A 26,399-nucleotide genomic window follows, 5' to 3' on the forward strand; every position below is an offset into this window, starting at 1 on the left:
TAGAAATTGATCAGATTTTTTACACAGGACGGTCTGCTTGGACGACATATCGACGGGTACCCTCACCGGTATCCTGATAGCCTTACTTTTTATCTCCGCCTTCTTCTCCAGTTCCGAAACCGGCATGATGTCGCTCAACCGCTACCGGCTGCGGCATTTGGTGCAAAACCGCCACAAGGCAGCCACCCGGGTGGACAAGCTGCTGGCCCGTCCCGACCGCTTGATTGGCCTTATCCTGATCGGTAACAACCTGGTCAATATCATGGCTTCGGCCATCGCCACCCTGATCGCCATCCGCCTGTTCGGCGATTACGGCGTGGCTATCGCCACCATAGGCCTGACCCTGGTGGTGCTGATCTTCTCGGAGGTCACCCCCAAAACCCTGGCCGCGCTCTACCCCGAGAAAGTGGCCTTTCCGGCTTCCCTCATCCTGCGGCCGCTGATGGTACTGCTGTATCCGGCGGTGTGGGCTATCAACGCCATTTCCAACGGCCTGCTGGCGCTGCTGCGCATCAACCCCCATGGCCGGGAAGACACCGCCATCAGTTCGGAAGAGCTGAGAACCATCGTCAACGAGGCCGGCGCCCTGATCCCCCGCCGCCACCAGGACATGCTGGTGTCCATTCTCGACCTGGAAAAGGTCACGGTGGACGACATCATGGTACCGCGCAACGAGATCTACGGTATCGATGTCACCCAAGACTGGAAGACCATCAGCCGGCGGCTGCTGCAGAGCCCGCACACCAAGGTGCTGCTGTATCGGGACAATATCGACGATGCCCTCGGCTTTATCCACGCCCGCGACGCCCTGCGGCTGCTGGCCAAGGAAGAGTTCAGCAAGCCGACCCTGATGCGGGCGGTGCGCGAGGTATACTTCATTCCCGAGGCCACGCCGCTCAATGTGCAGTTGCTCAAGTTTCAGCGCAACAAGGAGCGCATCGGCCTCATCGTGGATGAATACGGCGATATCCAGGGCCTGATCACCCTGGACGATATTCTGGAAGAGATAGTGGGAGAATTCACCACTACCATCAGCCCCACACTGAGCGACGAAATCCGTCCCCAGGAGGACGGCTCCTACCTGATCGAAGGCTCGGCCAGTATCCGGGACATTAACAAGGAGCTGGGCTGGAACCTGCCCACGGACGGCCCCCGCTCACTGAACGGCCTGATCCTCGAATACCTGGAAGAAATTCCCCAGGCCAATATCGGCCTGCGGCTGTCGGGTTACCCGATAGAAATTCTGGAAGTGGAAAACAACATGGTGAAACTGGCCCGGGTCCTGCCGCATTTCTACCGGGCCTAGGCCCGGCTGCGCTGCTCCGGCTCGAGCTGGTTGAAGATCACCATCAGTTCTTCCCGGTTACCCACCAAATCGGCCAAGGTGTAACTCTCCATCACCCGCAAAAAAGCTTCCATCGCCAGTTGGAGTGCATCCTTGAGCCGGCAGGCCGGCACCAGGTAACAGGCCGGGCTGCCACAGTCGATGCCCTTGAGGTTATGCTCCAGACTTCTGATCACCTTGCCGATATTGATCTCTTCAGGCTCCCTGGCCAGGCGGATCCCGCCGTTTTTGCCGCGTACCGCATGGATATAACCTTCCCGCGCCAGCTGGTTGACCACCTTGACCATGTGGTTGCGGGAAACATCGTAAAGATTGGACACATGGGCCACGCTGGTCAGTTCGCCTTTGGGCAGGGTGGCCAGGTACATCATGGTTCTCAGTCCGAAGTCGGTATAAGTGGTCAGCTTCATTCAGCGAAGGTCCTGGATTGGGGGCTAATATATATACATGATACACATTCGTGCCTAAGTTGACATGAAATGTCAGCGCTGGCAAGGGCGGTCGCCCCCGAAAGAAGGGGTCCGACGACAAGCGCCGGACCGAGAAGAAGTCAGAACAACAGTTGCTGATCGAGCTCGCGCACCAGGTGGGGGGGCATCCGGGCAGCCAGTGCCTGGCTCAGGCGCAAGGCCTCCCGGTGCTTGTTGCTGTCATCGGTCACTATCTGCTTGAGCCAGAGGTAAGCCTGGGGATAGTCAAGAGGACTGCCGGCGCCCTCCACCAGCCAGCGCGCCCAGCCGAACTGGGCTTTTTCAAAGCCCAGGCTGGCCGCCTCCTGCATCAGCGGAAATGCCCGTTCCCGATTCTGCTGAACCAGGGTACCGCTGTAGTAATAGCGCCCCAGTTGCTCAAGCGCCGCCGGCAATCCCTGGCGGGCCGCAGCCCACAACATGCCCATGCCACGGCGGGGATCCGCCGGTACACAGATACCCCAGGCCAGCATATCCCCCCACAGGAACTGGTAGGCCGGCATACGCAGCACTTCGGCCCTGGCCTCGATATCTTGCACCAGCTGGCAATCGTCCCGATCGCGCACCTGCTGCAGGTGGCGGTTGCTGTTGATCCAGCCAATCAGATCGTGTTCTTCATACAGGGGCACCGCCTGCAGTTCTTCCTCCAGAACGACCGGCGTTTCTCCGCCAGTGACCGGGGTCCCGTTCTGGGCCTGAAGCGACCAGCTGCAGCAGCACAATAATAAAGCGGATATATACTTCATGGAACATCCTCCTGAGGCTGGTTATCGGCCCGGATCGCCAAAGGTTGAGCCGGTTTTACCGGCAAGGCACAGTTCAATAGCCGCAAGCAAGAATGCCGAAAATGTGTGCTTGATCCCCATTTTAGAACTATAAGTTGCACAGCTGAATCGATTCAATGAATATAGCCATCCATCGGTCCCTGGCCGCCTCAGCCTCGGATATTTCCTTCAGCCCGGAGTGTGTTTATGCTTAAAAACGCCTTTTCCAACCTGCAAAAGGTCGGCAAATCGCTGATGCTTCCCGTATCGGTGCTGCCGGTCGCCGGCCTGCTGCTTGGTATCGGCGCCGCCGATTTCAGCTGGCTGCCCCATATCGTGTCCATGCTGATGGCCCAGGCCGGCGGCGCCATCTTCGGCAACCTGCCGCTGATCTTCGCCGTCGGTGTGGCCCTCGGCTTCACCAACAACGACGGTGTGGCCGCCCTGGCCGCCGTGGTCGGTTACTTCGTGCTGACCGCCGCCATCGGCGTCATGGGCCCCATCGTCACCGGTCTGGATCCGGCCACCGATGCCACCCTGATCAAACAGTTGACCGATACCGGCGTGCTCGGCGGCATCATCGCCGGCGGCATCGCCGCCTACCTGTTCAACCGCTTTTACCGCATCCAGTTGCCCGACTACCTGGGCTTCTTCGCGGGCAAGCGCTTCGTGCCCATCATCACCGGCGTCACCGCCATCTTCACCGGCGTGGCCCTGTCCTTTATCTGGCCGCCCATCGGCAGCGCCATCAACAGCTTCTCCGACTGGGCCGCCTACCAGAACCCGGCCCTGGCCTTCGGCATCTACGGCGTGGTAGAGCGGGCGCTGATCCCCTTCGGACTGCACCACATCTGGAACGTGCCCTTCTTCTTCGAGGCCGGCACCTACACCAACGCCGCAGGTGAAGTGTTCCGCGGCGAAATCGCCCGCTATATCGCCGGCGATCCCAGCGCCGGCAACATGGCCGGGGGCTACATGTTCAAGATGTACGGCCTGCCCGCCGCCGCCATCGCTATCTGGCACTCCGCCCGCCCGGAAAACCGCGCCAAGGTCGGCGGCATCATGATCTCCGCCGCCCTGACTTCCTTCCTGACCGGCATCACCGAACCCATCGAGTTCGCCTTCATGTTCGTGGCGCCGGTGCTTTATGCCATCCACGCCCTGCTGGCCGGCTCCGCCTATGTGCTGACCATAGTGCTGGGCATGAAGCACGGCATGACCTTCTCCCACGGCTTTATCGACTTCGTGGTGTTCTTCTCGCAATCGACCAGGGGCTGGATGTTCCCCATCCTGGGCCTGGCCTACGGCGCTCTCTACTACACCCTGTTCCGGGTCGCCATCGTCAAGCTCAACCTGAAGACACCGGGCCGGGAAGAGGCCAGCGAGGAAGGCGCCAAACAGGGCGGATCCGAAATGGCCGAGCAACTGGTCATCGCCTTCGGCGGCAAAGACAACATCGCCAGCCTGGACGCCTGTATCACCCGCCTGCGGGTGGGCGTGAAGGACGTGGCCCAGGTGGACCAGGCCCAACTGAAGAAACTGGGTGCCGCCGGCGTGGTGGTGGCCGGCTCCGGGGTACAGGCCATCTTCGGCACCCGCTCCGACAACCTCAAGACCGACATGGACCATTGGCTCCGGGACCACTGATCCCGCCATTCCTCCGATAGCAAAACGCCACCCGCAGGGGTGGCGTTTTTTGTTTTCATCCGGGCCGGCGGCTCAGGACTCCTGGCACTTTACCCGATTCCAGTAGCTGTCCAGCTCTTCCAGGCTGCAGCCCCGGCTGTCCTTGCCATCGGCCCGCAGCGCCTGCTCCACCGCCCGGAAACGGCGTTCGAACTTGTCGTTGGCCCGGCGCAGCACGGCTTCCGGATCCTGCTTGAGATGACGCACCAGGTTGACGGTAGCGAACAGCAAGTCACCCAGTTCGTCAGCAATGCGATCCGGGTCGCGCTCATGCTGGTTTACTTCTTCCAGCACTTCATCCAGTTCCTCGCGGATTTTATCCACCACCGGCGGCAACTCGCGCCAGTCGAAGCCGACCGCGGCACAGCGTTTCTGGATCTTGTTGGCCCGGGACAGGGCCGGCAGGCCGCGGGGAATGTCGTCCAGGGCGCTGGTGGCCGCGGCGTCCTTGGCTCTGCGCTCCTCGGCCTTGGTGTGTTCCCAGTTGGCCTTCACCTGCTCCTCGCTGTCGAAATCGGCGTTGCCGAACACATGGGGGTGGCGCGCCACCAGCTTGTGGCTGATGGCCTGCACCACGTCGCCGAAGTTGAACAGGGAGCACTCTTCCCCCAGGCGGGAGTAGAACACCACCTGGAACAGCAGGTCGCCCAGCTCCCCGGGCAGCTCCGCCAGCGCCCCCCGCTCTATGGTGTCGGCTACCTCGTAGGCCTCTTCCAGGGTGTGGGGCACTATGCTGGCGAAGTCCTGCCGCAGATCCCAGGGACAGCCGCTTTCCGGATCCCGCAGCGCCGCCATGATCGCCAGCAGGTCGCTGAGTGAATAATGATGTTTTTCCATGTCGCTCCCGTTACAGCCGCCTGGCTTCGAGTATGTCCGGCAACTGGCTGATTTTGGCCAGGGTCCGGCTCAGGGTGTCAATGTTGTAGACCTCGAGCTCCATGTCGATGGTCGCGGTTTGCTGCTTGCGGTTGGAACGGCTGTTGACGCCCATCACATTGATCTTCTCGTTGGCGAGAATGGTGGTGATGTCCCGCAGCAGGCCGGATCGGTCGTTGGCCACCACCCGCATGGTGAGGTTGTAGCCGCCGGAATAATTCTCGCCCCAGACCGCGTCCACCATCCGCTCCGGGTGCTGGGCCGCCAGCTCCTTGAGCTGCTCACAGTCGGCCCGGTGGATAGAGATGCCCCGCCCCTGGGTGATGAAACCGACAATTTCGTCTCCGGGTATGGGCTGGCAGCAGCGGGCGGTGTTGGTCAGCAGATTGCCCACCCCCTGCACCACTATGTGGCCATTGGCCTTGTGATCCTGTGGCTTTTTCGCCGCCTTTTGCTCCAGCTGGCGAAGCACCTGCTCGTCCTGCTCGGCACTGGTCGGTTTTTTGTGCTGGCCCTGCAGGTAGTTGAGCAACTGGTTGATGCGCAGGTCGCCGCCGCCGATGCCGGCCAGCAGGTCGTCCAGGGTGGCCACGTTGAACCGCTCCAGCGCCTTCTTGTCTATCTGGCCAAAATTCAGTCCCAGGCGGTCCAGCTCCTTGTCGAGCACCTCGCGGCCGGCGTGGATATTCTTGTCCCTGTCCTGCTTTTTGAACCAGGTGGCCACCTTGGAACGAGCCCGGCCGGTGCGCAAAAAGCCCTGGTTGGGATTCATCCAGTCACGGCTGGGGTTGGGCTGTTTCTGGGTGATGATCTCCACCTGATCACCGGTTTGCAGCTGGTAGGTGAAGGGCACGATGCGGCCGTCTATCTTGGCGCCGATGCAGCGGTGGCCAATCTGACTGTGGATATAATAGGCAAAATCAAGCGGGGTGGCGCCGGCGGGCATGTCCACCACTTCCCCCTTGGGGGTAAACACATAGACCCTGTCCTCGAACACCTGGCTGCGCAGCTCATCCACCAGGGAGCCGCTTTCGGCCATGTCTTCCTGCCAGGCCAGCAGCTTGCGCAGCCAGGCGATTTTTTCCTCGAAGCCGCTCTGGCGGCCACCGGCTGTGCCTTCCTTGTACTTCCAGTGGGCCGCCACTCCCAGCTCCGCGTCCTGGTGCATCTGGTCGGTGCGGATCTGGATCTCCACCGTCTTGCCCTCGGGCCCGATCACCACGGTATGAATGGACTGGTAGCCGTTGGGCTTGGGATTGGCGACATAATCATCGAACTCCCGGGGAATATGCCGCCACTGGGTGTGTACTATGCCAAGCGCGGCGTAGCAGTCCTGCAGCCGGTGGGTCACTACCCGTACCGCGCGGACATCGAACAATTCGTCGAAATCCAGGTGCTTTTTCTGCATCTTGCGCCAGATGCTGTAGATATGCTTGGGGCGGCCGTAGACTTCCGCCTCGACACCGGCCTCCCGCAGCGCCGCCTTGAGGCCGGCGACGAAGTTGTCGATATAGGCTTCCCGGGCCAGCCGCTTTTCATCCAGCAGCCGGGCAATGCGCTTGTAGGTATCCGGATGCAGGTAGCGGAACGACAGATCCTCCAGCTCCCACTTGAGCTGGCCGATGCCCAGCCGGTTGGCGAGCGGTGCGTAGATATTGGCAATCTCCTTGGCCACCAGCACCCGGGTTTCCTCGTCGGCGCTTTTCACCTCGCGCAGGCAGGTAATGCGCTCGGCCAGCTTGATCACCACCGCCCGAACGTCTTCCACCATGGCCAGCAGCATGCGTCGGACCCGGTCGACCTGGGCTTCGCTGCTCTTGTCACTGTGCACATGCTGCAACGAACGAATGGCCTCCATATCGGCCACCCCCTGCAGCAGGCGGGCAATATTGTCGCCGAAATCCTCCCGGGCCCGTTCGGGGGTCAGCTCGCCGTGCTCCAGGAAGGGATAGAGCAAGGCCGCCTTGAGGGTATCCAGATCCATGCTCAGGGTCAGCAGAATGCCCACCATCTCGACACCCTGGGCATGCAGCCTTGGCTCGGCCTCGACCGGCACCTTCAGCCGCTGACAATAGAGGTAGACGGCTTGCAGCTGTTCCCGCTCCGCGCCCGCCAGCGGCAGGCTGCCAACCCACTCCTCCAGGCTGAAGGTCGACTTGAGATGAGTATCGCGCACTGAAACCATAAGCGTCCTTAACTGAGTTCGAACAGGGCCATCGCTTCGCAATGAACCGTGTGGGGGAACATATCAATGAGGCCGAGGCGGGTCAGCCGGTAACCCCCCGCCAGCAGGGCCTCGCTGTCCCGGGCCAGGGTAGCCGGATTGCAGGACACATAGAGCAACCGTTGCGGCGAGAGCTTCAGCAAATAGGGCATGACCTGTTCGGCGCCGGCCCGGCCCGGATCCAGCAGCACCCGTGAGAACCCCTGCCGGGCCCAGGGTTCCCCGATAAAGTCGGCGGCCAGATCGGCCCGGTAGAAACGAGCCTGGTTCAGGCCATTGTCCTCGGCGTTGCCACGGGCCTGCTCCACCATCTCCATCACTCCCTCCACCCCCACCACGGGATGGCCGGCTGCGACCAGCGGCAGGGAAAAATTGCCCACGCCGCAGAACAAATCCAACACCGGCTGGCCGGGCTCGGCGTCCAGCCATGCCAGCGCCTGGTGCACCATCTGCTCGTTGAGGGCACCATTGACCTGGATAAAGTCGCCGGGAGTGAACGACAGCCGGATATCATCTATTTGATAATAAAGTGGAAAAGGCACATGCAACGGGCGTCGGCCCTGATCATCCTGCAAAAAAAGCGCCAGGTTGCGTTGCTGGGCAAAAGACAGCAGCAAATCCAGATCCTGGCCGGACAGGGTACCGCCATGACGCAGCAACAGGGCCTGGCCTTCGGCAGCCTGGTACAGTTCCAGGTGGCCAAGCTGGCGCTGGCCGCGCAACCGGTTGAGCAGCTCCCGCAAGGGCGGAATCAGGGCGGACAGGGCCGGGTGGAGTACGCCACAACGGTCGATTTGTGCCAGTTCATGGGATTGGGCGCGGCGAAAGCCCAGCGCCACCCCCTTACCCTGGCGACGGATCGCCAGCCGGGCCACCCGCCGGTACCCCTGCCCCTGTCCCGCCAGCCACTCGGGCTCGGGCAGCGAATCAATGCGCTGGCGGGAAAACAGCCTGGCCACCGCCGAGGCCTTGAGATCGCGCTGTTCCGGCAATGGCATATGTTGCAGATTGCAGCCTCCACATTCGGCAACATGGGGACAAAAGGGACGGATCCGTTCAGGGGCAGCCTGCAGTACCTTATGCAACACCGCGGTCTGGTAGCGGCTGTGCTGAGCGGTCAGCCGGACCCTCACCTGCTCCCCGGCCAGCACGCCGGCCACGAACAAGGGCTTACCCTGATGGCGGGCCACGCCCATGCCATGGCCATTGACCTCCTGGATACGGACATCCAGCAACGCCGGTGCCGGGCTGGCAGGCTTTTTGACCTTAAAGAACTGAACCATAAAACGTGGAGCCCTCGAACCGGCTATGTCATCATAAGCTTATTGTCTGTCAAGCGCGCATTGTCCCACATTCACCCCCTATGACCAAATACGGCCTGCGAGCCCGGGTACTGGCTTTTACCATATTACCGACCCTGATCATCGGCATACTGCTGGCCGGCTATTTTTCGGTAAATCGCTACCAACAGCTGGAAGACGCCCTGATCAAGGAAGGGGTCAACGTCATCGAGCCACTGGCCCTGGCCAGCGAACTGGCCCTGACCGGCCGCAACCGGGAAGCCCTCAACCGCCTGCTCAGCAACATTCATCGCAACAACAGCCCCCTGGTCAAGTCCATCGCCCTGTTCGATCTGGAAGGCAGGCTGCTGGTCACCTCCAACTATCACCGTGATTTCAATGCCATGCGCCTGCCCGAAGGCCTGCCCCTGCCCCGGGTAACCCTGGTGGAAACCGCCCCGGACGGCATTATATTGCGTACCCCTGTAGTCACCGACAGCATCCGGGTCGACGCCCTGTGGGAAGAGTCTTCCGCCACCCCCATCGGCTATGTGTCGATGCAGTTGACCAACGACTCGGCCATGCTGCTCCATTACCGGGACAGTTTTTTCGCCGGCCTTATCGTCCTGCTCGGGGTCTGCCTCAGCACCCTGTTCGGGGTCAGGCTGATCAAGGGCGTGTCCCAGCCGATCACCGACATGGTCAGCGCCGTCTACAAAATCCGCGAGGGCCGGCTCGATACCCGAGTCAGCGGCGAATTCACCGGCGAACTGGAAATGCTCAAAAACGGCATCAACGCCATGGCCAAATCCCTGTCGGAATACCATGACGAAATGCAGCAGAATATCGACCAGGCCACCTCGGATCTGCGCGAGACCCTGGAGCAGATCGAAATCCAGAACATCGAGCTGGACATGGCCAAGAAACGGGCCCAGGAGGCGGCACGGGTCAAGACCGAATTCCTGGCCAATATGTCCCACGAACTGCGCACCCCGCTCAACGGCGTGATTGGCTTTGCCCGCCAGTTGCAAAAGACCCGGTTGACCCCGAGCCAGCTGGACTACCTCAAGACCATCGAAAAATCGGCCCAGAACCTGCTTGGCATCATCAACGACATCCTCGACTTCTCCAAACTGGAGGCCGGCAAGCTCAAGATGGAGCAGATCCCCTTCTCCCTGCGCGATACTCTGCAGGAGGTAATGACCCTGCTCGCTCCCAGTGCCCACGACAAGGGGCTGGAGCTGTCACTGCGGGTCGATACCGCGGTATGCGACAGCCTGGTGGGCGACCCGCTACGGCTGCAGCAGGTGCTCACCAACCTGGTAGGCAACGCCATCAAGTTTACCGAGCAGGGCAACGTCGACGTGCGGGTCGACGCCCGCCCGGCCCAGCACCCGGACCAGGCCGGCCTGTGCATCCATGTACAGGACACCGGTATCGGCATTTCCGACAGCCAGCGCCGCCAGCTGTTCCAGGCCTTCAACCAGGCCGACTCCAGCATTTCCCGCCGCTACGGCGGCACCGGCCTGGGCCTGGTGATCACCCAGAAACTGGTGCACCAGATGTCCGGCGACATCGAGCTGTATTCCGAGCTGGGATCGGGTTCGGTATTCAGCTTCACCCTGGCCCTGAACCGGGCCGCCCTGCCCCTGGCAGAGCCGCTGCCCCTGAATGAACTGGCGGGCAAGACGGTGCTGTATCTGGAAGAAGACAGCTTCAGCCGCCGCGCCACCACCGCCCTGCTGCGGGAATGGGGTGTCCAGGTTCTGCTCGAACCTTATCCGGGCATGCCCATCGACACCGCACTGCTCGGCTTCGGCCCCCATACCCTGCCCAGCCAGATGGAGCAGGAAATCCGGCGCCAGAAAGGATACGACAACCGGGTAGTGGTGCTGCTCAGCTCCACCGACCCTATCCTGATCGACGCCCTGCTCGACAGCGGCGCCAGCCATTGCCTGAGCAAGCCCGTGCACTACCAGAAACTGGCCCACGCCCTGGTGGAGCAGGATAGCGCCCCACCCGAGGCATTGCTTCCCGCCATGCTGCCGGCACCCAGCCGGCGCCAGCCGCTGCGGGTACTGGCGGTGGACGACAACCCGGCCAACCTCAAACTGATCAGCGCCATGCTGGGCGAACTGGTCAATCAAGTAGAATGCTGCAGCAACGGCCGGGAAGCGCTGAACCTGGCCACCGCCAACCGCTACGACATCATTTTTATGGATATCCAGATGCCGGTGATGGACGGCATCCAGGCCACCCGGGAAATCCGCACTCAGGACGGCCCCAATGTCAGCACACCGATAGTGGCGGTCACGGCCCATGCCATTGCCGGCGAGCGCGACCGACTACTGCGCCAGGGCATGGACGACTACCTGGCCAAACCCATCGACGAAGCCATACTGGCCCGCATCATAGAGCGCTTCAGCCACCGGCCGGCGCCCCCGGGCCAGATAGACTGGCCACTGGCAGTCAAACAGGCGGGCGGCAAGGACCCCCTGGCCAAGGAAATGCTTACCCTGCTGCTGCAGAGCTTCGACGAATTCGCCCCCCTGCTGGACGCCGCCCTGTCCGGGGAGCTGGACGGCGAGCGGCTCTACCCGCCCCTGCACAAGCTGCACGGCGGCACCGCCTATTGCGGCGTACCCCAGTTGCAGGCGCTGGTAGCCCAACTGGAGCGGGCCCTGCTGGCCAGTCAGCCGCTGGCGGAGCTGGAGCCCGAGCTGCTGGAGCTGGAGGAGCGGATGGGGCAGATCCGGGAAGAGGCGAAGGGATATTTGTAGCAGGGATTAGGGATTAGGGCCTGCAGGGGCGACGCTCAAGTCCCCCTTCCCCAGTCCCGAATCCCGGGTTTTAAACGCCCTGTCTGGCTTCGCGCATCAGCCGTTTCATGTCGCGCACCGCCTTTTCCAGGCCGTCGAAGGCGGCACGGGCGATGATGGCGTGGCCGATATTCAGCTCCAGCATCTCGGGGATGGCGGCGATGGGCTTGACGTTGTGATAGTGCAGGCCGTGGCCGCCGTTGACCTTGAGTCCCAGATCATGGGCGTAGGAGGCGGAAGCGGCGATGCGCTTGAGCTCAGCCAACTGTTCCGCCTCGTTCGGGGCATCGGCGTAATGGCCGGTATGGATCTCGATATAGGGCGCACCGGCGGCCACCACGGCATCGATCTGGGCCTTGTCGGCATCGATGAACAACGACACCTTGATCCCCGCCCCGGTCAGCCGGCTGACCGCGTCCTTGACCTTGTCGAGCTGGCCGGCCACGTCCAGGCCGCCTTCGGTAGTGACTTCTTCCCGTTTTTCCGGCACCAGGCAAACAAAGGCCGGTTTGGTACGGCAGGCAATATCGAGCATTTCCTCGGTTACCGCCATCTCCAGGTTCATGCGGGTCTGAATGGTCCGAGCCAGGATCTCCACGTCCCTGTCGGTGATATGGCGGCGATCCTCGCGCAGGTGCACAGTAATGCCGTCGGCACCGGCCAGCTCGGCCACTGCCGCCGCCTGCACCGGATCCGGATAACTGGTGCCCCTGGCGTTGCGCAAGGTGGCGATATGATCGATGTTGACCCCTAAATACAATTCACTCACTGCGACTTCCTCTCTTTCCTTTGACAAACAGGGCCCGGCTGCGCAACGGCCGGCCGCCGAGATAGGGCCCCAGGGCCTGGCGGCTGAAGCGCTTGGCGGAAATCAGGACCTCGGTCCGGCTCAGGTCGAGCTCGGCCAGGGCATGAAGGTGATCGCCCGGGTAGGCACCGGGCTCCGGTCCGGCCAGGGCCACGAAGCCCGCTTCGGGCCGATAGCCGTACCAGGCCCCGGAGCGGACAGCGTCGCCGGTTTCGGCGTCCAGTGTAAAGTCCACGCCGTAGCCCAGTATATTTAGCATATAAAACTCGAAATGACGCAGGCATGGCTCTATCCCCTCGCCTTGCGCCAGTTTTTTCAGGGTATTGTGATAGGCATCAAACACCTCGTCGAACGGCGTCTGGGCTTCCAGCAGGTAATAGATGAGTTCGTTGAGGTAAAGCCCGCTGTACAGGGCCGTGCCGGTCAGGCGGATGGCGGGGGCCGAGGCCTCGGCGGCGTGCAGGTTTTTCAGCTCGCCCCGCCCGGCAAAGCTGACCCGCAACGGCACAAAGGGCTGCAACAGCCCCTTGAGCGGCGAGCGGGGCTGGCGGCTGCCCTTGGCTACCAGGCTCTGCCGCCCCTGCTCCCGGGTAAATACCTCGACCAGCTGGCTGGTCTCCCGGTAGGGCCGGCTATGGATGACGAAGGCGGCCTGGGCCATGCTCAGTCGTCGCCATACCCCAGGCTGCGCAGGGCCCGCTCGTCGTCGGCCCAGCCGGACTTGACCTTGACCCACAGCTCCAGATAGACCTTCTGCTCCAGCAAACGCTCCAGGTCGATGCGGGCCTCGGTGCCGATCAGCTTGAGCTTTTCGCCCTTGTTGCCGATCACCATTTTCTTCTGGCCGCTGCGTTCCACCAGGATCAGACCGTTGATATGCACCACGCCCTTGTCGTCCGTCTGATAGCGTTCTATTTCCACCGTTACCGAATAGGGCAGCTCCTCCCCCATAAAGCGCATCAGCTTCTCGCGGATGATCTCCGCCGCCATAAAGCGGGAAGAGCGGTCGGTGATGTAGTCTTCCGGGAAATAGTGCAGCGAAGGCTTGAGCCGCGAACGCGCCAGCTTGGCGATGGTATCCACGTTGGTGCCCTTCTCCGCGGAAATCGGCACTATGTCGGCGAACGGCATCTGCTGGGACAACCACTGGATATGGGGCAGCAGCTCATCCTTGCTGTTGAGATTGTCAATTTTGTTGATCGCCAACACCACGGGGCAAGGCAGGTGGCGCAGCTTGTTCAGCACCATGTCGTCGTCGGCGGTCCATTTGGTGCCGTCCACCACAAACACCACCATTTCCACGTCGCCCAGGGAGCTGGTGGCCGCCCGGTTCATCAGCCGGTTGATCGCCCGCTTTTCTTCGATATGCAGCCCGGGGGTGTCCACATAAATGGTCTGGTAGGCACCGTCGGTATCTATGCCCATGATCCGGTGGCGGGTGGTCTGGGGCTTTTTCGAGGTGATACTCACCTTTTGCCCCAGCAGTTGGTTGAGCAGGGTGGACTTGCCCACATTGGGCCGGCCGACAATGGCCACGAAGCCGCAATAGGTTTGTTGTTGTTCGGTCATAGCAAGGTATCCAGGGCTTGCTCGGCGGCGGCCTGCTCGGCCTTGCGGCGGCTGGTGCCAATACCAACCACTGGCTCGGGCAAACCGTCCACCAGGCAGTGCACGGTAAATTTCTGATTGTGGGCCTCGCCAATCACGTCCACCACCGTATAGGTGGGGAGCGGTTTGCGCTTGCCCTGAAGGAGTTCCTGCAACCGGGTCTTGGGATCTTTTTGTTCCACCCCGGGCTGGATGTCGCTCAGCCGCTCATCGTACCAGGACAGCAACAAATCGCGGATATGGCCGATATCGGTGTCCAGGTAGATGGCGCCGATCAGGGCTTCCACCGCGTCCGCCAGGATGGACTCGCGCCGGTAGCCGCCGCTTTTCAGTTCGCCCGGTCCCAGAATCAGGTATTCGCCCAGCTCGAAGGCCCGCGCCAGCTCGGCCAGGGTCTTTTCCCGCACCAGGGTCGCCCGCATGCGCGACATGTCCCCTTCATTGACCTTGGGAAAACGGTGGAACAGGGCATCGGCGATCACCATGCTGAGGATGGAGTCGCCCAGGAATTCCAGCCGCTCGTTATGGCGGGAGCCGGCGCTCCTGTGGGTCAGGGCACGCACCAACAAGGTTTCGTCGTGGAAGGTATGGCCCAGCTTTTGTTGCAGAATATTCAGTTTTTTCATCAATGAATCGCGCCTATTCGGCTGAAACGCACCTGGCTCGGCACCCATCCGGGCAGCCAGCTGTCGGCGTCACGTTCAAACTCAAAGCTTATCCAGATGGCGACAGCCTTGCCCACCAGGTTCTGTTCGGGCACAAAGCCCCAGAACCGGCTGTCGGTGCTGTTGTCCCTGTTGTCGCCGATGGCAAAATAATGCCCTTCCGGCACGACCCATTCATCCCGGGCGGTATTCGGCTGGCGGTAATACATAGACACCCGATCCGGCAGCAGCGGATTGATCAGCACCTCATGGGACCGCTCGGTCAGGCTCTCGCGATAACGCTCGAGCGGTATCCCCATTTGGGTAAACTCGCCACTTTGCTCGAAAGTGAGCGGTACCGGGGCAAAATCCGGGCAGGCATCGCCGTCGCAGGCCGGCTTGATGTACAGCTGCTTGTCCCGGTAGACGAGGCGGTCACCGGGCAGGCCGACGATGCGTTTGATATAGTCGATGCGCGGGTTTTCCGGATATTTGAACACCGCCACGTCGCCACGCTCGGGCCGGCCGGTGGGGATCAGGGTGGTATTGCTGACCGGTTCCTTCAGCCCGTAGGAAAATTTTTCCACCAGGATGAAATCGCCCACCAGCAGGGTGGGCATCATGGAGCCGGAGGGGATCTGGAACGGCTCGTAGATAAAGGAACGCAGCACCAATACCGCCGCGATCACCGGAAAGATGGACTTGGCCTGCTCAATCCAGCCCGGCGCCGTGGCAGCCCGGGCCAGCACGGCCTTGTCCACCTTGTTGCCGTGGGCCAACTGGGCCTCGGCCAGCCGGTGGGCGCGCTTGGGAGCCCAAATCCACTTGTCGCACGCCCAGATGATGCCGGTGACCAGGGTCACCAGTACCAGGATCAGGGCAAAGGTACTTGCCATGGTTACTTGTCCTTACCTACATGGAGGATAGCCAGGAAAGCGTCCTGGGGAATATCGACCCGCCCCAGGGATTTCATCCGCTTCTTGCCTTCCTTCTGCTTGGCCAGCAGCTTCTTCTTACGGCTGACGTCGCCGCCATAACACTTGGCGGTCACGTCCTTACGCAGGGCCTTGACCGTGCTGCGGGCAATGATCTGGTTGCCGATGGCGGCCTGGATGGCAATGTCGAACATCTGGCGGGGGATCAGTTCGCGCATCTTCTCCACCAGCTGACGCCCCCGGAACTGGGCGTTCTCCTTGTGGGTGATGATGGCCAGGGCATCGACCCGGTCGCCGTTGATCATGATGTCCAGGCGCACCATATCGGCCGCCTCAAAACGCTTGAAGCCGTAATCCAGCGAGGCATAGCCGCGGCTAGTGGATTTCAGCCGGTCGAAGAAGTCGAGCACCACTTCCGCCATGGGAATGTCGTAGGTCAGGGCCACCTGGTTGCCGTGGTAGACCATATTGGTCTGCACACCGCGCTTTTCGATGCACAGGGTAATGACGTTGCCCAGGTACTCCTGGGGCACCAGTATGTTGCACTCGGCGATGGGCTCGTGGATTTCCTCTATGCTGGTGACCGCCGGCAACTGGGCGGGGCTGTCGATATAGACCACCTCGCCATCGGTCTTGACCACTTCATACACTACGGTCGGCGCCGTGGTGATCAGGTCCAGATCGTACTCCCGCTCCAGCCGCTCCTGGATGATCTCCATGTGCAGCATGCCAAGGAAACCGCAACGGAAGCCGAAGCCCAGGGCATTGGAGGTTTCCGGCTCGTAGAACAGCGAGGCGTCGTTCAGGGACAGCTTGTCGAGGGCGTCACGGAAGGCCTCGTAATCATCGCTGGAGATGGGGAAGAGGCCGGCATAAACCTGGGGCTTGACCTTCTTGAAGCCCGGCAGCGGCTTGTCGGCACCGTGCTTGGCGTGAGTCAGGGTATCCCCCACCGGCGCACCGTGAATTTCCTTGATACCGCACACCACCCAGCCGACTTCGCCGCAGTTGAGGCCCTCGGTATCCTTCTGCTTGGGAGTGAAAATGCCGATGCGATCCACCCCCCATACCTGGCCGGTGCTCATCACCTTGATTTTGTCGTTTTTCTTCAGGCTGCCGTGCTTGATGCGCACCAGTGACACCACCCCCAGATAGGAGTCGAACCAGGAGTCGATGATCAGCGCCTGCAGCGGCGCCTGCGGATCCCCTTCGGGCGCGGGAATTTTCTGCACTATGGTTTCCAGCACCTCGTCCACCCCCAGTCCGGTCTTGGCCGAACAGCGCACCGCGTCGAGGGCGTCGATACCGACGATATCCTCGATTTCTTCCGCCACCCGCTCCGGCTCGGCCTGGGGCAGGTCTATCTTGTTCAGTACCGGCACCACTTCCAGGTTCATGTCCAGGGCGGTGTAGCAGTTGGCCAGAGTCTGTGCCTCAACCCCCTGGCCCGCGTCCACTACCAGCAGCGCCCCTTCGCAGGCGGCGAGAGAGCGGGACACTTCATAGGAAAAGTCCACGTGTCCCGGGGTATCGATAAAGTTCAGCTGGTATTGGTTGCCGTCTTTGGCCTGGTAGTTCAGGGTCACACTCTGGGCTTTGATGGTAATGCCGCGCTCGCGCTCCAGGTCCATGGAGTCGAGCACCTGTTCCTGCATTTCCCGATCCGACAGGCCACCGCATACCTGGATCAGGCGATCGGACAGGGTCGACTTGCCGTGGTCGATGTGGGCGATGACGGAAAAATTACGAATATGCTTCATGATGCGATAAGGCGTCCGTAGTCTGAATGGCGACGATAAAGGCGAGATTCTACTGGATTAGCGTGGCAGTGGCCAATCCTTAGTCGGCGTTCATGACCGGAATCAGCGGCCCCAGCAGCACGGGGCCATGCTGTTTGGAGGCACGGCGAGCCAGGCGCGCGGCCAGCAGGAAACCACCGGTGCCGCCCAGCAGCGCTCCCAGTATGCTGCCGGCTTCCCCTTGCAGCCAATGGCCCGCCAGGGCGGTGGCCAGCAAGCTGAGCAGGGGCAGCAGGTAAACCAGCAGGGCACCGCCGATCACGCTGGGTTCGGGGATGCCGATACGCACCTGCTGGCCGGCCAGCAGCGTCAGCGTAGTGGGGACGAAAAAACGGTGCTCTCGCCCCGGCAGTGCCTTGGCCACGAGGCCGGTGCCGCACTGGCTGCTTTGCCGGCACTGGCCGCAGGCGGACTTGCTGAAACAGGCAACTTCGACGCCGCCTTCGCGCACCGCGACGACGGTGGCAATTTCTTCCATCATGGCTCAGGGCTCCACCGGTTTGACCGACTCGGCAATGCGCCGGGCAGTCTCGGCGGGAATATCGCCCACCACGGTAATCTCGACCCGGGACGGACTCACCAGGCTGACCAGGTGAGTGGCGCCCTGGCGCACCAGCTGCTGGCGAGGTTCGCTGGCGGCACCGGCCTGGGAGACATACACCGAAATGTCCACCACCCCGTTGGAAGCCATCAGGTAGTCCACCGGCTGCTCGGTGACAGGCAGCTTGTGCTTGTCCCGGGACAGCACCTCAAATCCCGCCGGCAACCACTGGGCATGCCAGGACAGGGGCTGCTGGGGCACCGGATACAATTCGGACAGGGACATGGCCGGGGGCAGGGCGGCGCCTTTCAGTTCGCGCAGAAAACCGGCCGGCTGCTCACTGATGGTGAGCGCCACGCCCATGGTCTGCTCCACCAGCCCCGCTTCCGGATCCAGGGTATCGAGCTTCAGCAACAAGCCGGACTCCTGGTCCAGCCACAGTACATAGCCATAATAATGCTCGGCCCTGGGCACCAGCCGCACCACTTCGGCGACCCGGCCCAGCACCCGGCTGCGTCCGGCGATCACCGCTTCGTAATGGGTCAGCAACTCCTTCAGGGACAACTGTTGCAGGCGATTGAACAGGCCCGGCAGGCGCGAGTGGCGCAGGGTATAGCCATCATGGCTGGCATCGAAAAAACTGATCTCGTCGTTGCGCTGCACAAACTCCCGTGGCCGGCCGTTGAGATGGGTCAGGTGGGTCAGCACCTGATCGTCGAGGTGTCCCCGGGTCAGGCGCTTGGGTTCGAGCTGCCCCTGGCGGGACTCCACCAGGGTCAGTTCGAAATTGAGCTGATGGTAGGCCTGCTGCATCCGCTGCAACAGCGTTTCGGAGGGCCCGGCCTCGGCCAGCACCCTCGCGGGCAGCAGGGCGGCACACAATAGTATTGCCGCCCGCAGTCCATGGATGATCAAGTCGGATTCACCTCAGTTCTGGCGCAGCCTTTGCTGCAATTCGTGATCCATCAGGAGAGCATTGATGCGCCGTTGCTGCTCAAGCAATGCCTGTTCACTCATCCGTTCCTGGGTATCGGCCTGATAGTTGAGGCTGACCGGCGCAGCAGCGCCGCTCAGGGGGATGGTGTTGAGGACGGGTGCCTGGGGATCACTCTGGCTGTACTGCTGCACCCCGAAGATCACCGCCGCCGACACCGAGGCCGCCACCGCGAACTGGCCCGCATGACGCAGCACCGGCGCCAGCCGCCCGAACCGTGCCCGCAGCACCTGGCCCGGCTGAGGACTGGACTTGCCGGGGCTCGCCGAGGCCACTATGGCCGGCTCCTGCTCCAGTGCCGCCGCGATACGGTCGCTCAGGTCCAGCTGCAGCCGTGCCGGCAGCTCGTTGCGCATGGCATCGCCGTAGAGGTGGTAACGCCCGAAGGTATCCGACAGCTCGGGATCCCGCCCCAGTTGCTCCAGCAGCACCTTGTCCTGGATTTCTCCGTCCACCAGTGCCGAAATGTGCTCTTTGTTGGCCATAACACTCATTTCCCCGTTCAACCCTGAAGTAACGGCTGGACCCGCTTGTCAATTGCTTCCCGTGCCCGGAAAATCCGGGAGCGGACGGTACCGACCGGACAGTCCATCACGCTGGCAATGTCTTCATAGCTCATCCCTTCCAGCTCGCGCAAGGTAATCGCTGTTTTGAGATCCTCCGGAAGCGAATCAATGGTCTCGAATACGGCCCGCTTGATTTCCTCCGACAACATGAGGTTTTCCGGTGACGACAGCTCTTTCAGCGCATCGCCGCCCTCGTAGTATTCCGCATCGTCGATTTCCACATCCGACCCCGGCGGACGCCGCCGCTGGGAGACCAGATGATTTTTGGCCGTATTGACCGCAATGCGATACAGCCAGGTAAAGAACGCGCTTTCTCCGCGAAATCCGGGCAACGCCCGATAGGCCTTGATAAAGGCTTCCTGGGTCACGTCCGGCACGTCGCCTTGGTTGGACACATAACGGGACACCAGGTTCGCTACTTTGTGTTGATATTTTCTGACCAGCAGGTTGTATGCATTCTTATCGCCACGCTGGACCCGTTCGACCAGTTGCTGGTCCGTAAAATGATCGCTCATGCGAGCCGCGTAACCTCCGATTCTTCCAGTGCTTTCCACCGGCCCGTGACAAGCGCACCTTGGTAGACTGCGGGTGCGGAAAAAAGTTCTGAACTCATTTGAGAAAGCTGATTCCGGCTGCGCGGGGGAACAGCTTGGGATAACATAGAATCACTATCCATACCGGGCCAATGATACTTTATGAACGATCCTGTTGAATACCTCTGCGACGTGCTCATCATTGGCAGCGGTGCCGCCGGCCTGTCGCTGGCACTGAAACTGGCCGACCATGCCAGGGTTCATGTGCTGAGCAAAGGTCCGCTTGCCGAAGGTGCGACCCTTTACGCCCAAGGAGGCATCGCCGCCGTTTTCGATGAAACCGACAGCATCGAATCCCACGTGGCCGATACCCTTATCGCCGGTGCCGGACTGTGCGACGAGCAGGTGGTGGAATTTACCGCCCGCCAGGCGCCCGGCGCCATCCAGTGGCTGATTGGCCAGGGAGTTCCCTTCGACACCGAGGAATCGGACGCCGGCGAGCCTTCCTATCACCTCACCCGGGAAGGCGGCCACAGCCACAGGCGCATTTTCCATGCCGCCGACGCCACCGGCCGGGCGGTACAATTGACTCTTACCGAGCAGGTACAGCGCCACCCGAATATCCACATCCTGGAGCGGGTCAATGCCCTGGACCTGATCACCACTGCCAAGCTGGGTCTGCCCGGCAACCGGGTGCTCGGCGCCTATGTCTGGAACCGCAACAAGGAGCGGGTGGAAACGGTGCGCGCCAAATTTATTGCCATGGCCACCGGCGGCGCATCCAAGGTCTATCAGTATACCTCCAACCCGGACGTCAGCTCCGGCGACGGCATTGCCATGGCCTGGCGCGCCGGCTGCCGGGTGGCCAACATGGAGTTCAACCAGTTCCACCCCACCAGCCTCTATCACCCGGCCGACAACAACTTCCTGCTGAGCGAGGCCCTGCGCGGCGAAGGTGCCCTTCTCAAGCGTCCCGACGGCAGCCGCTTTATGCCCGACTACGACGAGCGGGCCGAACTGGCGCCACGGGACATCGTCGCCCGCGCCATCGACCACGAGATGAAGCGCCTGGGCGCCGACTGCATGTACCTGGACATCAGCCACCAACCGGCGGACTTTATCGTCAAGCACTTCCCCACCATCCATGAGCGCTGCCTCAAGGTGGGCATCGACATTACCAAAGAGCCCATGCCGGTAGTGCCCGCCGCTCACTATACCTGCGGCGGCGTCATGGTCGATCGCCAGGGTCGCACCGACATCGAAGGCCTATATGCCATCGGCGAAGTGTCCTACACCGGCCTGCACGGCGCCAACCGCATGGCGTCCAACTCGCTGCTGGAGTGCATCGTGTTCGCCCGCGCCGCCGGCGAAGATATGCTGGCCAAGCTGGCCAACACGGCAGAGCCGCCCAGGCTGCCCCTGTGGGACGAGAGCAAGGTGACCAACTCGGATGAAGAGGTGGTGATCCACCACAACTGGCACGAACTGCGGCTGTTCATGTGGGACTATGTGGGCATAGTGCGATCCGACAAGCGGCTGGAACGGGCCAAGCGGCGCATCGATCTGCTCAAACAGGAGATCCAGGAGTACTACGCCAACTTCCGGGTCAGCAACAACCTGCTGGAGCTGCGCAACCTGGTACAGGTGGCGGAGCTTATCGTGCTGTCGGCCATGGCACGCAAGGAGTCGCGCGGCCTGCACTTTACCCTGGACTACCCGGAACCACTCGAGCACAGCGGGCCGACCGTGCTCACTCCCCCCAACTATCCGGAGCCGAGCACCCGCTGAGCCAGGCGCCGGTAGACGACGTCGGGCACGGCGTCCTGGAACAGCCAGAACGGCGGCCAGGGGTCGCCTTCCAGCACCAGCAGTAAAAAGCCGGGCCCGGCCCGGCTGTGGTGCGACAGGCGACCGCTGCGCCCGTCCAGGGTGAGGCGGCCGGCGTTGAACTCCCCCTGCGGCCGATACCGGTAACCATGACGCCACATCAGCCCCGTCGCCAGCAGCCAGCCCGGCCAGAACCAGGCCAGCCGATCAGCGTCCAGCAGCAGGCCGGCGGGCAGCCATAAGGCCGCCGCCAGCGCCAGCAAATACAGACGGTGCAGCCGCGAGGGCTCAGCGTTGATTGCGAACCTGATTGCGTTCAAGGATATGCTCCACCATGCCCTGCAGGGCGGCATCCCGGGAGCGGTCGTGGCCCATGAACCAGGCGAACAGATCCGGATCGTCGCACTCCAGCAGGCGGCGGAAGGTTGCCCGCTGGGCTTCCTCCAGACCGTCGTACTCGTGCTCGACAAAGGGAGTCAGAATGACATCGAGTTCGAGCATGCCGCGGCGGCAGGCCCAGATCAGGCGGGGTTTGTCAGAAGAGTTGAGCATGGGAATATCCACAAAATAAAACAAAGCTCATGTTATAAGGTCGAATGAGTACTGACAAATATGTTGGTCATCTTTACCATGAGGCTCACACTTCTTTTATCGCAACAGAGGATGTACCCGTGTTGACCATCCCCGCTACCCCCCGGCTTTACCCCCTTACCGACCGGGCCGTGATCAGCCTGACCGGCGAAGACAGCGTCAAATATCTGCAGGGCCAGGTCACCTGCGACGTCGCCGCCCTGGCCGCCGGTGACGCCTGCGCGGGCGGCCATTGCGACGCCAAGGGCAAGCTGTGGGCTCCCTTCTGGCTGGCCAACCTGGGCGAGCAGTTGCTGCTGGTCTACCAACATAGCCTCAAGGCCCGACAGTTGGCCGAACTGAAAAAATTCGCGGTGTTTGCCAAGACCGAGGTCAGTGACGCAGGCGAACACTGGCAGGTATTCGGACTGGCCGGCGAAGGGCTGTCCCACTGGCTCAACAGCCATGTGGGCGACGGCAACCTGTGGCAGGGCGGCATCATTATGCCGTTAGCCGCCGAGCACGCCCTGCTGGTACTGCCGGTTGGCGCCGAACTGCCCGAGCTGCCGCAGGGCAGCGAGCAGGAATGGCAGGGCCTGATGATCCAGGCCGGATTGCCCGACATGAGCGCCGAACACCAGGGCGAATATATCCCGCAAATGCTCAACCTGCAGGCCATTGGCGGCATCAGCTTTACCAAAGGCTGCTACCTGGGGCAGGAAACCGTGGCCCGGGCCAAGTATCGCGGAGCCAACAAGAAGGCCATGTTCGTACTGGAAGGCAAGGCCGGCGGCCCCATCGCCGTCAACCAGGATCTGGAACTGCAACTGGGCGACAACTGGCGCCGGGCCGGCACCGTGCTGAGCCACTGGCAGCAGGGCGAGGACTGCCTGCTTACCGCCGTGCTCAACAAGGATCTGGAAGCAGACGCCGTACTGCGCCTCAAGGAGCAGCCCGCTAGCCGGCTGCGGCTGCGCCCGCTGCCCTACGACCTGGTAGACTGAGCCGCGCCGACGGCGGCGTTCTTCAGCCAGGCGGCGGCCTTGCCCAGGGGCCGCTGCTTGTGCCATACCAGTTCCAGCGCCACCTGCCAGTCGGTCTCGTCGAAGGCCAGCCGGGGTGACACCAGCAACCCCTCCCCCAGCGCCCGTGCCACCACGTGCTCGGGCACATAGGCCCAACCCAGCCCGCGCTGCACCAGTTCGACGATGACCCAGTGGCTTTCGACCCACCAGACTTCCGAGGCCACCCGCAAGCGCACCTTTTCCTCGCTGTCGTTACGGGTTGCCACCATCAGCTGGCGGTGACGCTTGAGCTCCTCCCAGCCAACCCGCTGGCCGGCCAGCGGGTGGACCGGAGCACAGACAATTTTCATCGGCATCCAGCCCAGAGCGTGGAAATCGAGGGCCGAGGGCAGTATCTCCTGGCGCCACATGATCCCCAGATCGACCCGCTCTTCCAGCACCATGCGGCTGACATCCTCCATCAGCGGAAACAGCAGTTCCAGCTCCACGCTGGGAAAACGGCGGGCAAACTCGTCCATCAGCGCTCCCAGCAAATCGGAGGGATACAGCTCGTCCACCGCCAGCACCAGCCGGCTTTCCACCCCCTGACCCAGGCTTTTGGCCACGCCCCGAAAGTACTCGCACCGCTCCAGTATCAGCCTGGCTTCCGCCAGCAGCCGCTCGCCGGCCGGCGTCAGCCGAGGGTAGCGCCCCTCGCGGCTGAACAGGGGATTGTCGAGATCAATCTCCAAATTGGCCACCGCCGAACTCACCACCGACTGGGCCTTGCCCAGCCGGCGGGCGGCGGCGGAAAAGGAGCCGGTCTCCACCGTGGCCACGAAGGCCTGCAATTGTTCCAGGGTAAAGCTCATCTATCTGTTATTCCGATACAAACCAACTTTTACTCTCGATATTAGCAGATAGAATTGCCCTCCAGAGCCTTTACGGAGAACACACCATGCGCACCACCAAAGACCGCATCCGCCATACCCTGGGATTTGAGATCATCGGCCTGCTGATCTTCGCCCCCCTGGCCAGCCTGGTATTCGATCACAACCTGCTCGACATGGGCATGATGGCGCTGGTCGGCTCTCTTATCGCCACCGTCTGGAACTATGTATACAACCTGCTGTTCGACCATGCCCTGCTTAGGCTGCGTGGCGACGTACGCAAAACCACCTCCATCCGGGTGCTGCACGCCTTTTTGTTCGAAGGCGGCCTGCTGCTGCTGTTCCTGCCGATGATCGCCTGGCACCTGGGCATCACCCTGTGGGAAGCCTTTGTGATGGACATTGCCATGTCCGCCTTCTACCTGGTTTATGCCTTCCTCTACAATCTGGCCTACGACCGGCTCTTTCCCCTCCCCCTGGCGACCGCCTCCCAGCAATAAAAAAACCGCCGGTTGGCGGTTTTTGAGATTGTCCTTCGTTCTCAGGCTTGCTCTTCCCGGGGTTTGATCCCGGCGGCCTGCTCCAGGCTGTCTGGATTGCCTTCCATTTTGGCCACTATGGTGTTGACGGCGGTATCCCCCACCACGTTGGACGAAGTGCAAAACATGTCATTAATGCGATCCACCGCCATGATGATGGCCATGGCTTCCACCGGCAGCCCCATCTGGTGCAGCAGTACGCCGGCCATCACCACGGCACCGCCGGGTACACCGCCGACCCCGACCGACATCAACAGCACGGTCACGCCAACGGTCAGCAGGTCGCCGGCAGGAATGGGAGTACCGGAGATGTTGGCGGCGAACATGGCCGCCAGGGTGATATAGATGGCGGAGCCGGACATATTAATGGTGGCGCCCAGTGGCACCCCGAAGCCGGCGATGGCCTTGGACACACCCAGTTTCTCGGTCAGGGTACGCATGGTGACCGGAATGGTGGCGTTGGAGCTGGCGGTGGAAAGAGAAAACAGCACCTGCTCCCGGGTCGCCTTGCGGAACTCAGCGGGCTTGATGCCGGTAGTCAGCCACACCGCCAGCGGGTAGACCACCAGGATCCAGAAGGCCAGAACCAGTACCACCATGGCCACATAGCCGGCGACCGACATCAGGGTATCCGCCTCCAGGGTGGCGCCCAGGCTTATCATCAGCGCGAACACGCCATAGGGCGCCAGGGTCATCACCAGGCCGACCAGTTTCATCATCACTTCATTGGCCATGCGGAAGGCACGGGCGGCGGGCGCCGCCGTGGCACCCAGGCCCTGAATGGCCAGGCCGGTCAGAATGGCCATGAAGATGATCTGCAGCATGTCGCCGGAGGCGAAGGCCTGTATCGGGTTGCTCGGTACTATGCCCACCAGCATGGCGCCGATGTCCGGGGTTTCGGTGGTCGCCAGCTCGACTGCGCCCGAGGCGCCATGGGGCAGGCTGGCCCCCATGCCGGGCTGGAAGATCACCCCGACCAGGATGGCGGCGGCAATGGATAGGATGGTATTGATGATGTACAGCCCGAAGGTCTTGCTGCCCAGGCGACCGAAACTGGCGATATCGCGCAGTTCGCAAATACCGGTGACAATGGAGATGTAAACCAGGGGCACCACCATCAGCTTGATCAGGGACACGAACATGCCGCCAATGCCCTCGGCCAGGCCGACCAGACTGCCGCTCAGCAGGGCCACATCCTGGAACAGGTACTGTACGGCGCTGCCGATCAGCAGGCCGACAAAGAGACCGGCGAAAATCCGGGTGGAAAGGGACGCTTTCATTAATGTATTCCTCAGCAAAGCCTGAACTATTTATCTGCCATTAGTTATTTTTATAGATAAGTTAACCAGCCTGTTGGCAGGTGGCGGGATTTTACATTTAAAAAACAGCACTGCAACCGGGATTGTTCACAATAGGCCCGCATCGTGAGCGCCCTCACAAAAGCAGTAAAGCATAAAAATTTGTTTAGTCTCATCTGTACCCCGGATAGAGCCCGGACAATAAAAAACCCCGCCGGCACGGCGCCGGCGGGGTTTGGCAAAGGAAATGGCGGCTTACTTGCCGAAGGCCAGGTCCCGCAGGAACAGGGCAATTTGCGGAAACAGGATCAGCAGCCCCGACACCAGTACCAGCAGCAGCACGAACGGCAGGGAGCCCCGCACCACGTCCACGTAGCGC

Annotated in this window: 25 protein-coding genes; 6 read left to right on the top strand and 19 right to left on the bottom strand. The window is 61.9% G+C overall.

Going from position 1 to position 26,399, the window contains the following annotated elements; genetic code table 11:
* The first annotated feature begins 37 nt into the window (after positions 1 to 37).
* The gene (locus C7I36_RS12785) at positions 38 to 1,306 is read left to right on the top strand and encodes an HlyC/CorC family transporter (RefSeq protein ID WP_106454088.1); all 1,269 of its coding nucleotides are present in this window, start codon (positions 38 to 40) and stop codon (positions 1,304 to 1,306) included.
* Here the strand turns inward: C7I36_RS12785 and nsrR are convergent.
* Positions 1,303 to 1,755, bottom strand: a complete 453-nt coding sequence (nsrR, locus tag C7I36_RS12790) for a nitric oxide-sensing transcriptional repressor NsrR (protein ID WP_106454089.1) — start codon at positions 1,753 to 1,755, stop codon at positions 1,303 to 1,305. The genes C7I36_RS12785 and nsrR overlap by 4 nt on opposite strands.
* Before the next feature lie 140 nt (positions 1,756 to 1,895).
* On the bottom strand, positions 1,896 to 2,561 hold the full coding sequence (locus C7I36_RS12795) for a tetratricopeptide repeat protein (protein ID WP_106454090.1): 666 nt from the start codon (positions 2,559 to 2,561) through the stop codon (positions 1,896 to 1,898).
* A 225-nt stretch (positions 2,562 to 2,786) separates the two neighbouring features.
* Here C7I36_RS12795 and ptsG point away from each other — a divergent pair, with 225 nt between their 5' ends.
* Positions 2,787 to 4,226 (top strand): PTS glucose transporter subunit IIBC, encoded by a 1,440-nt coding sequence (ptsG, locus tag C7I36_RS12800; protein ID WP_106454091.1) that lies wholly within the window; start codon positions 2,787 to 2,789, stop codon positions 4,224 to 4,226.
* Positions 4,227 to 4,298: 72 nt separating this feature from the next.
* Here ptsG and mazG read toward each other — a convergent pair whose 3' ends face one another.
* The 3 genes from mazG to rlmD are packed head-to-tail and all read right to left on the bottom strand — an operon-like array spanning position 4,299 to position 8,648.
* Positions 4,299 to 5,102 carry a nucleoside triphosphate pyrophosphohydrolase gene (mazG, locus tag C7I36_RS12805; RefSeq protein WP_106454092.1) on the bottom strand — a complete coding sequence of 268 codons (804 nt, stop codon included), beginning with the start codon at positions 5,100 to 5,102 and terminating at the stop codon, positions 4,299 to 4,301.
* Positions 5,103 to 5,112: 10 nt separating this feature from the next.
* Positions 5,113 to 7,326 (bottom strand): GTP diphosphokinase, encoded by a 2,214-nt coding sequence (gene relA, locus C7I36_RS12810; protein WP_106454093.1) that lies wholly within the window; start codon positions 7,324 to 7,326, stop codon positions 5,113 to 5,115.
* An 8-nt stretch (positions 7,327 to 7,334) separates the two neighbouring features.
* The gene (rlmD, locus tag C7I36_RS12815; protein WP_106454094.1) at positions 7,335 to 8,648 is read right to left on the bottom strand and encodes a 23S rRNA (uracil(1939)-C(5))-methyltransferase RlmD; all 1,314 of its coding nucleotides are present in this window, start codon (positions 8,646 to 8,648) and stop codon (positions 7,335 to 7,337) included.
* A gap of 80 nt (positions 8,649 to 8,728) precedes the next feature.
* Here rlmD and barA point away from each other — a divergent pair, with 80 nt between their 5' ends.
* On the top strand, positions 8,729 to 11,425 hold the full coding sequence (gene barA / locus C7I36_RS12820) for a two-component sensor histidine kinase BarA (RefSeq protein WP_106454095.1): 2,697 nt from the start codon (positions 8,729 to 8,731) through the stop codon (positions 11,423 to 11,425).
* A 70-nt stretch (positions 11,426 to 11,495) separates the two neighbouring features.
* On the opposite strand, the gene pdxJ is transcribed toward barA, so the two are convergent.
* From pdxJ to rpoE, 10 genes are all read right to left on the bottom strand, one after another.
* The gene (gene pdxJ, locus C7I36_RS12825; RefSeq protein ID WP_106454096.1) at positions 11,496 to 12,233 is read right to left on the bottom strand and encodes a pyridoxine 5'-phosphate synthase; all 738 of its coding nucleotides are present in this window, start codon (positions 12,231 to 12,233) and stop codon (positions 11,496 to 11,498) included.
* Positions 12,226 to 12,933: a DNA repair protein RecO gene (recO, locus tag C7I36_RS12830; RefSeq protein WP_106454097.1), complete on the bottom strand. Its 708-nt coding sequence runs from the start codon at positions 12,931 to 12,933 to the stop codon at positions 12,226 to 12,228. Before recO ends, pdxJ begins: the two co-directional genes overlap by 8 nt.
* Before the next feature lie 2 nt (positions 12,934 to 12,935).
* A complete protein-coding gene (gene era, locus C7I36_RS12835; RefSeq protein WP_106454098.1) occupies positions 12,936 to 13,841 on the bottom strand; it encodes a GTPase Era in 906 nt (301 codons plus the stop codon).
* On the bottom strand, positions 13,838 to 14,506 hold the full coding sequence (rnc, locus tag C7I36_RS12840) for a ribonuclease III (RefSeq protein WP_106454099.1): 669 nt from the start codon (positions 14,504 to 14,506) through the stop codon (positions 13,838 to 13,840). The genes era and rnc overlap by 4 nt, the downstream gene beginning before the upstream one ends.
* A complete protein-coding gene (gene lepB / locus C7I36_RS12845) occupies positions 14,506 to 15,420 on the bottom strand; it encodes a signal peptidase I (protein WP_106454100.1) in 915 nt (304 codons plus the stop codon). The genes rnc and lepB overlap by 1 nt, the downstream gene beginning before the upstream one ends.
* Positions 15,421 to 15,422: 2 nt before the next feature.
* Positions 15,423 to 17,219 (bottom strand): translation elongation factor 4, encoded by a 1,797-nt coding sequence (gene lepA, locus C7I36_RS12850; RefSeq protein ID WP_106454101.1) that lies wholly within the window; start codon positions 17,217 to 17,219, stop codon positions 15,423 to 15,425.
* 79 nt (positions 17,220 to 17,298) lie between these two features.
* On the bottom strand, positions 17,299 to 17,739 hold the full coding sequence (locus C7I36_RS12855) for a SoxR reducing system RseC family protein (protein ID WP_106454102.1): 441 nt from the start codon (positions 17,737 to 17,739) through the stop codon (positions 17,299 to 17,301).
* 3 nt (positions 17,740 to 17,742) lie between these two features.
* On the bottom strand, positions 17,743 to 18,714 hold the full coding sequence (locus tag C7I36_RS12860) for a MucB/RseB C-terminal domain-containing protein (RefSeq protein WP_425445048.1): 972 nt from the start codon (positions 18,712 to 18,714) through the stop codon (positions 17,743 to 17,745).
* 12 nt (positions 18,715 to 18,726) lie between these two features.
* A complete protein-coding gene (locus C7I36_RS12865) occupies positions 18,727 to 19,278 on the bottom strand; it encodes a sigma-E factor negative regulatory protein (protein WP_106454103.1) in 552 nt (183 codons plus the stop codon).
* 17 nt (positions 19,279 to 19,295) lie between these two features.
* Entirely contained in the window at positions 19,296 to 19,874 is a 579-nt protein-coding gene (gene rpoE / locus C7I36_RS12870; protein ID WP_106454104.1) for an RNA polymerase sigma factor RpoE, read from the bottom strand.
* Between the two features lie 180 nt (positions 19,875 to 20,054).
* On the opposite strand from rpoE, the gene nadB reads away from it, so the two are divergent.
* Positions 20,055 to 21,680, top strand: coding sequence for an L-aspartate oxidase (nadB, locus tag C7I36_RS12875; RefSeq protein WP_106454105.1), 1,626 nt, complete (start codon positions 20,055 to 20,057; stop codon positions 21,678 to 21,680).
* Here nadB and C7I36_RS12880 read toward each other — a convergent pair.
* Entirely contained in the window at positions 21,656 to 22,039 is a 384-nt protein-coding gene (locus C7I36_RS12880; protein ID WP_106454106.1) for a protein YgfX, read from the bottom strand. The genes nadB and C7I36_RS12880 overlap by 25 nt on opposite strands.
* Positions 22,008 to 22,271 carry an FAD assembly factor SdhE gene (locus C7I36_RS12885; RefSeq protein WP_106454113.1) on the bottom strand — a complete coding sequence of 88 codons (264 nt, stop codon included), beginning with the start codon at positions 22,269 to 22,271 and terminating at the stop codon, positions 22,008 to 22,010. The genes C7I36_RS12880 and C7I36_RS12885 overlap by 32 nt, the downstream gene beginning before the upstream one ends.
* A 119-nt stretch (positions 22,272 to 22,390) precedes the next feature.
* Between C7I36_RS12885 and ygfZ the strand changes: the two genes are divergently transcribed.
* Positions 22,391 to 23,293, top strand: a complete 903-nt coding sequence (gene ygfZ, locus C7I36_RS12890; protein ID WP_106454107.1) for a CAF17-like 4Fe-4S cluster assembly/insertion protein YgfZ — start codon at positions 22,391 to 22,393, stop codon at positions 23,291 to 23,293.
* On the opposite strand, the gene C7I36_RS12895 is transcribed toward ygfZ, so the two are convergent.
* Positions 23,275 to 24,165, bottom strand: a complete 891-nt coding sequence (locus C7I36_RS12895) for a LysR family transcriptional regulator (RefSeq protein WP_106454108.1) — start codon at positions 24,163 to 24,165, stop codon at positions 23,275 to 23,277. The two genes, ygfZ and C7I36_RS12895, sit on opposite strands and share 19 nt — an antisense overlap.
* Before the next feature lie 86 nt (positions 24,166 to 24,251).
* On the opposite strand from C7I36_RS12895, the gene C7I36_RS12900 reads away from it, so the two are divergent.
* Positions 24,252 to 24,683: a PACE efflux transporter gene (locus C7I36_RS12900; RefSeq protein WP_106454109.1), complete on the top strand. Its 432-nt coding sequence runs from the start codon at positions 24,252 to 24,254 to the stop codon at positions 24,681 to 24,683.
* Between the two features lie 41 nt (positions 24,684 to 24,724).
* Here C7I36_RS12900 and C7I36_RS12905 read toward each other — a convergent pair whose 3' ends face one another.
* Positions 24,725 to 26,002 (bottom strand): dicarboxylate/amino acid:cation symporter, encoded by a 1,278-nt coding sequence (locus C7I36_RS12905; RefSeq protein WP_106454110.1) that lies wholly within the window; start codon positions 26,000 to 26,002, stop codon positions 24,725 to 24,727.
* Between the last annotated feature and the right edge of the window lie 397 nt (positions 26,003 to 26,399).

Origin of the sequence: Zobellella taiwanensis, assembly GCF_003012795.1 — a bacterium.
In the GTDB taxonomy this organism is placed as follows: Bacteria; Pseudomonadota; Gammaproteobacteria; order Enterobacterales; family Aeromonadaceae; genus Oceanimonas; species Oceanimonas taiwanensis.

Coding starts and splice junctions, on each gene's coding strand:
- nsrR (WP_106454089.1), bottom strand. CDS start 1,755: ATGAAGCTGACCACTTATACCGACTTCGGACTGAGAACCATGATGTAC.
- C7I36_RS12795 (WP_106454090.1), bottom strand. CDS start 2,561: ATGAAGTATATATCCGCTTTATTATTGTGCTGCTGCAGCTGGTCGCTT.
- ptsG (WP_106454091.1), top strand. CDS start 2,787: ATGCTTAAAAACGCCTTTTCCAACCTGCAAAAGGTCGGCAAATCGCTG.
- mazG (WP_106454092.1), bottom strand. CDS start 5,102: ATGGAAAAACATCATTATTCACTCAGCGACCTGCTGGCGATCATGGCG.
- relA (WP_106454093.1), bottom strand. CDS start 7,326: ATGGTTTCAGTGCGCGATACTCATCTCAAGTCGACCTTCAGCCTGGAG.
- rlmD (WP_106454094.1), bottom strand. CDS start 8,648: ATGGTTCAGTTCTTTAAGGTCAAAAAGCCTGCCAGCCCGGCACCGGCG.
- barA (WP_106454095.1), top strand. CDS start 8,729: ATGACCAAATACGGCCTGCGAGCCCGGGTACTGGCTTTTACCATATTA.
- recO (WP_106454097.1), bottom strand. CDS start 12,933: ATGGCCCAGGCCGCCTTCGTCATCCATAGCCGGCCCTACCGGGAGACC.
- era (WP_106454098.1), bottom strand. CDS start 13,841: ATGACCGAACAACAACAAACCTATTGCGGCTTCGTGGCCATTGTCGGC.
- rnc (WP_106454099.1), bottom strand. CDS start 14,506: ATGAAAAAACTGAATATTCTGCAACAAAAGCTGGGCCATACCTTCCAC.
- lepB (WP_106454100.1), bottom strand. CDS start 15,420: ATGGCAAGTACCTTTGCCCTGATCCTGGTACTGGTGACCCTGGTCACC.
- lepA (WP_106454101.1), bottom strand. CDS start 17,219: ATGAAGCATATTCGTAATTTTTCCGTCATCGCCCACATCGACCACGGC.
- C7I36_RS12855 (WP_106454102.1), bottom strand. CDS start 17,739: ATGATGGAAGAAATTGCCACCGTCGTCGCGGTGCGCGAAGGCGGCGTC.
- C7I36_RS12865 (WP_106454103.1), bottom strand. CDS start 19,278: ATGGCCAACAAAGAGCACATTTCGGCACTGGTGGACGGAGAAATCCAG.
- rpoE (WP_106454104.1), bottom strand. CDS start 19,874: ATGAGCGATCATTTTACGGACCAGCAACTGGTCGAACGGGTCCAGCGT.
- nadB (WP_106454105.1), top strand. CDS start 20,055: ATGAACGATCCTGTTGAATACCTCTGCGACGTGCTCATCATTGGCAGC.
- C7I36_RS12885 (WP_106454113.1), bottom strand. CDS start 22,271: ATGCTCAACTCTTCTGACAAACCCCGCCTGATCTGGGCCTGCCGCCGC.
- C7I36_RS12895 (WP_106454108.1), bottom strand. CDS start 24,165: ATGAGCTTTACCCTGGAACAATTGCAGGCCTTCGTGGCCACGGTGGAG.
- C7I36_RS12900 (WP_106454109.1), top strand. CDS start 24,252: ATGCGCACCACCAAAGACCGCATCCGCCATACCCTGGGATTTGAGATC.
- C7I36_RS12905 (WP_106454110.1), bottom strand. CDS start 26,002: ATGAAAGCGTCCCTTTCCACCCGGATTTTCGCCGGTCTCTTTGTCGGC.